The following is a 7,401-nucleotide window of genomic DNA, read 5'->3' as shown; positions in this document are numbered from 1 at the left end:
CATCACCGCCACGCGATGGCTGATGCGTTCCACCACCGCCATATCGTGCGAAATAAACAGATAAGACAGCCCTAGGCTGCTCTGCAGATCCAACAGCAGATTAATAATCTGCGCTTTGACAGTCACATCCAGCGCAGAGACGGATTCATCGGCAATAATCATTTTGGGGTCGAGCATCAATGCACGGGCAATACAGATGCGCTGGCGCTGACCGCCGGAAAACTCATGTGGATAACGTTTCATCATCGCCGAAGACAAACCCACACGTTCCATCAACTCCGCCGCCTTTTCCCGAGCAGCCTGTTTACTGCCGAGCTGATGTTGCAGATAAGGCTCGGTCAGGGCTTCGAGAATCGACATCCTTGGATTGAGGCTGGCGAACGGGTCCTGAAATATCATCTGCATCGCCCGACGTAACTGGCGCAGTTCGCTGGAGGAGAGATTTAGCACGTCATAACCGTCGAAAGCGATCTCGCCGGCATCGGCTTTCACCAGCCGGGTGAGGGAGCGACCGGTGGTGGATTTTCCACAGCCGGATTCACCGACCAGCGACAAGGTTTCGCCGGGCATCAGATCGAAAGAGATATTCTCCACCGCATGCACCGCACCGGTTTTGCGGCTTAACAGCCCTTCGTGGATGCTGAACCGGGTGCTGAGGTTTTTCACCGACAGCAGCGGCTGTTGCGAAGCGGGGCGCTCAGGTAGCAGTGCCACCGCATCACCTTTCAGCGCAAACTTCTGCGGCCCCGAAATGCCACGCATCGCGCCGAGCTGCGGCACGGTAGCGATCAGCGTGCGCGTATAATCCGCGGCTGGCGCCGAGAAAATGTCCGCCGTGGTGCCAGTTTCCATCACATCACCCTGATACATCACTAACGTGCGATCTGAAACTTCCGCCACCACGCCCATATCGTGGGTGATAAACAGTACCGCGGTGCCTTCCTCTTCCTGCAATGTCTTAATCAGGTCGAGAATTTGCCCCTGGATGGTGACATCCAGTGCGGTCGTCGGCTCATCGGCAATCAGCAGTTTTGGTCGCAACGCCAGCGCCATGGCAATCATCACTCGCTGGCGCATGCCGCCGGAAAAGTGATGCGGATAATCATCGAAGCGTTTAGCGGCATTAGGAATGCGCACTTTCTCCAGCAGCTTCACCGTCTCTTTCCGCGCCGCCCGCTTACTGATGTTGCGATGGTTGATCAGGACTTCAGCGATCTGGTGACCAATGGTGAAAGAGGGGTTGAGGCTGGTCATCGGCTCCTGAAAAATCATCGCCACGGCGTTGCCACGAATATCGCGCATCGCTTTTTCGCTCAGATTGAGCAGGTCCACGCCGTTCAGCAGCACTTTGCCGGTCACGCGCGCGTGGCGCATATTCAGCAAGCGCATAATCGCCATCGACGTCACGCTTTTGCCCGAACCCGACTCCCCGACAATCGCCAGCGTCTCACTGGCGTTGATGGTCATCGATACGTTCTTCACTACCTCACGCCACTGATCGTCATGGCGAAACGCAACGGTGAGGTTTTCTACCTGCAAGACCGGCTCGTGACTCATTTGGCCGCCACAAAGCGAGCCGAACGGGTGCTGACCGGCAGAAATTCAAAGTCAGTGTCGAAAGGATAGGCAGGCTGCAGTTTACGTTTACGCGCCAGACGTTCGACGTACTGATCCACCACGCCTTCAGACAGCGCCATCAAGTTAGGATTAGCAAGTGGTGCCAGTTCCGGTGACAGATAACCCGATTTCACCACCACAATTTTTGCCTGCGCAGGATGAAGCCCCAGCAATTCAAAATCAGCGATATTGTGATAAGGGCGACGACGATCGGCGACCACCACCGTAATGCCGCCGGTTTTCAGCAGCGCCTGTTTAGCCAGCGAACGCGCATCATCACTCACCAGCAGGACTTCAAATTCTGCAGTAACTTTCCCCCCTGCGGGATCGAGCGTGGCACCGATCGTCAGAGTGAGTTTCGCCCCAACGCCTGCCGCAAAAGCAGCATCGGTGGCCGGTTTATCGGTGATTCCGGCGACGATCACATCCTGCGCGCCCTGGCGAATCAACTCTGCCAGCAGATTGGCACGATCGCCCACGCCACCACCGGTCGGGTTATCGCCCGAGTCGGCCAAAATCACCGGTGCAGTTTCACTGGCGATGGCCATTTTCACGCACTCTTCGGTGCTGCCTGTGACGCAGCCGAAGACAAACTCGTCGCGCGCCTGCCAGTATGCCAGCGCCAGTTTTGCTGCCTGTTCGGAAAGCACATCGGCGTCGGTACCGGTCATGATCGCCGCCGCAGTGGCGCGCGGTTCATCGGCCCAGACATAGCCGACCATCAGCGACGCATCCCAAATGTGGTCGATTTCATTGATACCCGGCAAACGCGCATACAAACTTTTTGCCGGTTCATCTTCGGTACTGGTGCGCTCACCGGGCAGCACCACCGGAATCGGTGCCCAAATCACACCGGGTTTCACGCCGGTTTGCAGGCTTTTCACCAGCATCGACACGGATCGACGCATGGTTTCTTCCACATCGATGTGCGGCGCCGTGCGATAGGTTGAGAACATATCAATGGCATCGATGATGCGCTGCGTCACGTTGCCATGCAGATCGTAACTGACGGTGATCGGACAATCCGGGCCGACCAGTTCGCGCGTGGCAGTAATCCAGTCACCTTCGGCATCTTCCATCCCTTCCACATACACCGCGCCGTGCATGGCGAGGTAGACGCCGTCCACCGGCAGCTGGGCTTGCAGACGGGTGAGAAAATCCTGCCTGAAGTCATCATAAGTGACCCGCGCCACCGGGCCACCGGCGATGGCGCGCGCATGGAAGGTCGGCAGAAATTCGGCATCGTAATCCTGCAGGAAAGCAAAGTAGGGGTAGGTCAGCAGATCGTCACCGCGCACGATGCGGAAGTCGTCGGCATAGTTCAGCACCGGGTTATACGTACTGCACTCCGTATGAATGCCACCAAAAGCAATGCGCATAAAGCCTCCGCTAGTCGGGTAATTGAATGATAAATCGATATGCTGCCACGCTTGCCGCGGCGCGCGCCCAGCTCTGTTCGCTGATCACGATGCTGGAAATCGGGGTTTTGCCCATGATCGACGGCAACACGTTGCTATCAATGGATTGCATCACCACGGTTTTCAGTAAGCCGTCAAAAGCATCGGGTTGATGTGCGATGACGATCAATTCGGGATCGTTCATCTGAATAATGTTGGCGATCGAGAGGCCCAGCGCGTGACCAGCCTGATGCAGAATGGCGATGGCGGCACTGTTGCCTTTCACCGCCAGCGCTTCCAGTTCGGCGATGGTTTGGCTCTCGAGTGCTTTATCGCGCATGCTCTCGCGAATCGCGGTCAGCGAGGCGAGAGTATCCAGGCAGCCGCGTTTGCCGCATCGGCAAGGGCGTCCGCCGGGTTCGATGGTGCAGTGGGCGATTTCACCGGCCCCGCCGTGTGCGCCGCGATGCAGTTGACCCTGGAAGAAGTGTGCGGAACCGATGCCGTCACCATGGGAAATCAGGGTGAAGTTGCGCGCTTTTTTCGCCACGCCGAAGATCTTCTCGCTGACGGCCAGCGCTTTGGCATCGTTCTCCAGCGAGACGTCCAGCCCGGTTTGCTGTTTGAGCATGTCGGCCAGCGGGACATTCTTCCAGCCCAGAAGCGCTGATTGCACGCAAATTGCCTGATTTTCATCCACAAACCCGGAAAGCGTAACGCCCAAGCCAATTAATTGATCGGCTGAAATGCCTTTCTGCGCAATCAAATCGGGAATCGCTGCTGCTAGCGTCACACTCAGCTGTTGGGGATCAGGATCGAGTGGCATGTGCGTGCTCGCCAGCACCAGTCCATGCATATCAATCAGCACTAAAACGACGTACTCGCCGAGTAGCGAGGCGCCGAGAAAATAGGCGCTGTCAGCACGCATTTTTAATAATACCGATGGCCGACCCTGACCACTGGATTCCGCCAGGCTCTCTTCCAGCAATCCGGCATTCAGCATCTCTTTGACCAGTGGGCTAATCGCGGCTTTGCTCAACTTCATATTTTCCGCAATAGCGGTACGGCTCATGCCGTGCGAGGCAATAAGCAGACGCAAAATTTGCTGCTGGTGGGCATTGAGCATGTTGGTTCTCACTGCATTAGCGATATGACCTGACAATAATGAGGCTGGAAAACAAATTCAACGATATTTAGTTAATTTTCTGAACGCAGATCTAACTATAAGTAAAATATATGAACTTAAGTATTGGCTTTTGTTCAGAGAGTGTGCCTTATATAACGTTGTTAATTCACCTAACATTTCAATGATTCATTGAGGGCCTTCATGCAAAGCACATTCAAGCATTTAAAGGTACTGACGCTGGCCGGTTGTATCATGGCGTCACTGGCAAGCTCGGCGGCAATGGCCAGCCAGCTGGTGATTATGCAAAACGAACCGCCACGCAGCATGGATCCGGGCAACCAGACCGCTACCTTTACCGGCACGGTGCTCGATCACATGTATGAAGGCCTGACGCGTCTGGGTGATGACGGCAAGATTCTGCCTGCGCTGGCGCTCTCCTGGAGTGCGGATAGCAGCGGATTACACTGGACATTCAAGCTTCGCCCCAATGTGAAATTCCACGACGGCACGCCGTTTAATGCCGATGCGGTAGTGGAAAACTTCCAGCGCCATTTGGATACCAAACGCGGTCTGGCGGGCAGCGGTAAAGTTCGCACCTTTATTCAGGATGTGAAAAAAACCGATGATTTAACGGTTGAGTTTGAGCTGAAAAAAATCAATCCCGCCTTTTTAACCGTGCTGGCATCGGGACCAGGATTAATGGTCAGCCCTACCGCAGATAAAGCAGGCAGCATCAATAATAAAGCGGACGGCACCGGGCCTTATAAGCTGGAACAATATAAATCTGGCGAATATGTGCTGGAGAAAAAGAACAGCGATTATTGGGGTAAATCAAACGGCCCTGATGAAATTAAATGGACGTGGAGCAGTGAGCCTTCCGTGATGAATATGGCGCTGCAATCCGGACAGGTCGATATTATTAACCCGGTGCCACCGCAATTCGCCGGCATGTTGAAAAACAATGCCAACGTTAATTTAAAACAGTCGCCGGGTGCGGCCGTGTTCTGGGTGGATCTGAATACGCAAAGCAAAGCGTTGAGCGACGTGCGCGTGCGTCAGGCGCTGAACTTTGCTACCGATCAGCAGGCGCTGGTGAAAGCCATCATGTTTGGTTATGCACAGCCGGCTAACTCTTCACTGGCACCGGTCGATGCCAACTACGATAAGAATCTGAAGGATTATCCTTACGATGTGCAGAAAGCCAAAGACTTGCTGAAAGCGGCGGGTTACCCGGATGGCTTTAGCATGTCAATTGCTGTTCAGGCACCCGATGCGCGCACCGCGCAGGTGTTGCAGGGGCTGTGGGCTAAAATCGGCGTGAAGTTGAATGTGCGCCAGATGGAAAGCGGCGTCTGGACCAAAGCCGCCTTCGCCGATGCCAAAGAGAAAGCCCAGCAGGGCACTGATGCAGTATTGGCGTCGTGGTCATCCGGTTTATACGGTTCCGACTTGCAGCTGCGCCCGCTATATCACAGCGCCAGCTTTGCACCGGGCGGCGCGAACCTCGGCTTCTTTAGTGATAAGCAAACCGATGACCTGATCGATACCGCCGCCTCCACGCTCGACGATGCGAAACGCAAAGATCTCTATTTCCAGGCACAGAAACAGATCAGCGGGCTGGCTCCGCAGGTGCTGCTGTTCTATCAGGATGATCTCTACGCCTCGCGCAAAAACATCAGCGGCGTCACCATGCAGCCTGGCGGACAGATTGTGGTTCGTGACGCAGTGAAGAACTGATTGATGAAAGCGTACGTTGCGAAAAAGGTGCTCTCGCTGCCGCTGATTATTTTCGGCGTGTCGATCATCGTATTTATCGCCATCCGCGCGTTGCCGGGCGATCCGGCACGCCTGATGGCGGGCCCGGAAGCGCCGCAGGAAGCGGTGGATAACATGCGCATCCGGCTGGGTTTGGATCAGCCGCTGCCGCTGCAGTACATCAAATTTGCTACTGAAGCACTGCACGGCAATCTGGGGGAATCGTTGCAGTCACAGCGCCCGGTAATCACCGAAATCAGCGAGCGTTTGCCCTACACCTTGTCGCTGGCGGCGCTGGCCTATCTGCTGGCGATTGCTATCGGCGTGCCTGCGGGCATGACCGGGGCGATCTATCGCCAGCGTATTCCCGATCAAATCGTGATGGTGCTGACCATTGCGGGCGCATCGATAGCCAACTTCTGGCTCGCGCTGCTGGCGATGAACTACTTTGCGGTGGAACTCGGCTGGTTGCCGCTGTTGGGCGCGGACTCCTGGAAGAACTACGTGATGCCGACCGTCACGCTGGCGATTTTGCCGATGGCGATGATTGCCCGCATGACACGCTCCAGCATGCTGGATGTGCTGAGTCAGGACTATATTCGTACCGCCAAAGCCAAAGGCTTATCGTCGGCGAATATTCACTGGAAACATGCGCTGCGCAACGCCTTGATCCCGATTGTCACCATCGTCGCACTTAACTTCGGTAGCCTGATTGGTGGCGCCGTGGTGACGGAGTCGGTGTTTAACTGGCCAGGCATTGGCCGCCTGCTGGTGGATTCGGTGAAGTACCGCGACTACCCGGTGATTCAGGGCGTGACGCTGGTGGCGGTCACCGGCGTGGTGCTGATGAACCTGGTGGGTGAAATATTGATTGGCCTGCTCAATCCAAAAATAAGGTTCGACTGATGAACAGCCTCGATACCTCTTTGCTGCCGACACGATCGCGCCGTCGCCAGTTCCTGTGCATGCTACAGAACAATCCGTCGATAGCGATTGGCGGCGGATTGGTGCTGCTGGTGGTGCTGGCCGCGGTGTTAGCACCGCTGTTAACCCATTGGGATCCGATCGAACAGGATCTGCTGAACACCTTGCAGGCTCCCTCTGCTGCGCACTGGTTTGGCACGGACGACTATGGCCGCGACATCTTCGCCCGCGTGATTTATGGCGCGCGCATCACGCTGTTCGAGGTCTGCCTGAGTGTGGCGATCTCGATGGTGATTGGTATTCCGCTTGGCATCATCTCCGGTCTGGCAGGACGCAAAATCGATGCGCTGATTATGTGGGTGATGGATATTATTTTCGCCTTTCCCGGTATCGTACTGGCGATTTTGATTGTTAGCGTGCTGGGTGAAGGGCTGGCCAATATGCTGATCGCGATTTCGCTGTTCTCCATTCCGGTGTATGCGCGCCTTAGTCGTAACCTGACGCTCGGCCTTAAGAACATGGAGTACATTGAAGCCGCGCATATGCTGGGCGTGCGCTATCCGCGTATCATTACCCATTACA

The 7,401-nt window shown here is 55.6% G+C and carries 6 protein-coding genes; 3 read left to right on the top strand and 3 right to left on the bottom strand.

Translation table 11 applies throughout. The features are described 5' to 3' along the window. The 3 genes from RT340_RS20615 to RT340_RS20605 all read right to left on the bottom strand — a co-directional run. Positions 1-1,557 (bottom strand): ABC transporter ATP-binding protein (locus tag RT340_RS20615; RefSeq protein WP_313377612.1); only part of this gene is annotated, 1,557 nt, incomplete at its 3' end. Then, the gene (locus RT340_RS20610) at positions 1,554-2,996 is read right to left on the bottom strand and encodes a M81 family metallopeptidase (protein ID WP_313377611.1); all 1,443 of its coding nucleotides are present in this window, start codon (positions 2,994-2,996) and stop codon (positions 1,554-1,556) included. The genes RT340_RS20610 and RT340_RS20615, both read right to left, overlap by 4 nt. A gap of 10 nt (positions 2,997-3,006) precedes the next feature. Further along, the gene (locus RT340_RS20605) at positions 3,007-4,140 is read right to left on the bottom strand and encodes an ROK family transcriptional regulator (RefSeq protein ID WP_313377610.1); all 1,134 of its coding nucleotides are present in this window, start codon (positions 4,138-4,140) and stop codon (positions 3,007-3,009) included. Between the two features lie 201 nt (positions 4,141-4,341). Here RT340_RS20605 and RT340_RS20600 point away from each other — a divergent pair, with 201 nt between their 5' ends. From RT340_RS20600 to RT340_RS20590, 3 genes are all read left to right on the top strand, one after another. Continuing rightward, positions 4,342-5,877, top strand: coding sequence for an ABC transporter substrate-binding protein (locus tag RT340_RS20600; protein ID WP_313377609.1), 1,536 nt, complete (start codon positions 4,342-4,344; stop codon positions 5,875-5,877). A 3-nt stretch (positions 5,878-5,880) separates the two neighbouring features. Continuing rightward, positions 5,881-6,801 carry an ABC transporter permease gene (locus tag RT340_RS20595; RefSeq protein ID WP_097118783.1) on the top strand — a complete coding sequence of 307 codons (921 nt, stop codon included), beginning with the start codon at positions 5,881-5,883 and terminating at the stop codon, positions 6,799-6,801. Further along, positions 6,801-7,401 (top strand): ABC transporter permease (locus RT340_RS20590; protein ID WP_313377608.1); only part of this gene is annotated, 601 nt, incomplete at its 3' end. The genes RT340_RS20595 and RT340_RS20590, both read left to right, overlap by 1 nt.

It is taken from the genome of Pantoea sp. CTOTU50773, assembly GCF_032082325.1.
GTDB classification, from domain to species: domain Bacteria; phylum Pseudomonadota; class Gammaproteobacteria; order Enterobacterales; family Enterobacteriaceae; genus Pantoea; species Pantoea communis.
Note: the sequence above shows the minus strand (reverse complement) of the source record. Positions and strands in the feature narration are given on the sequence as shown.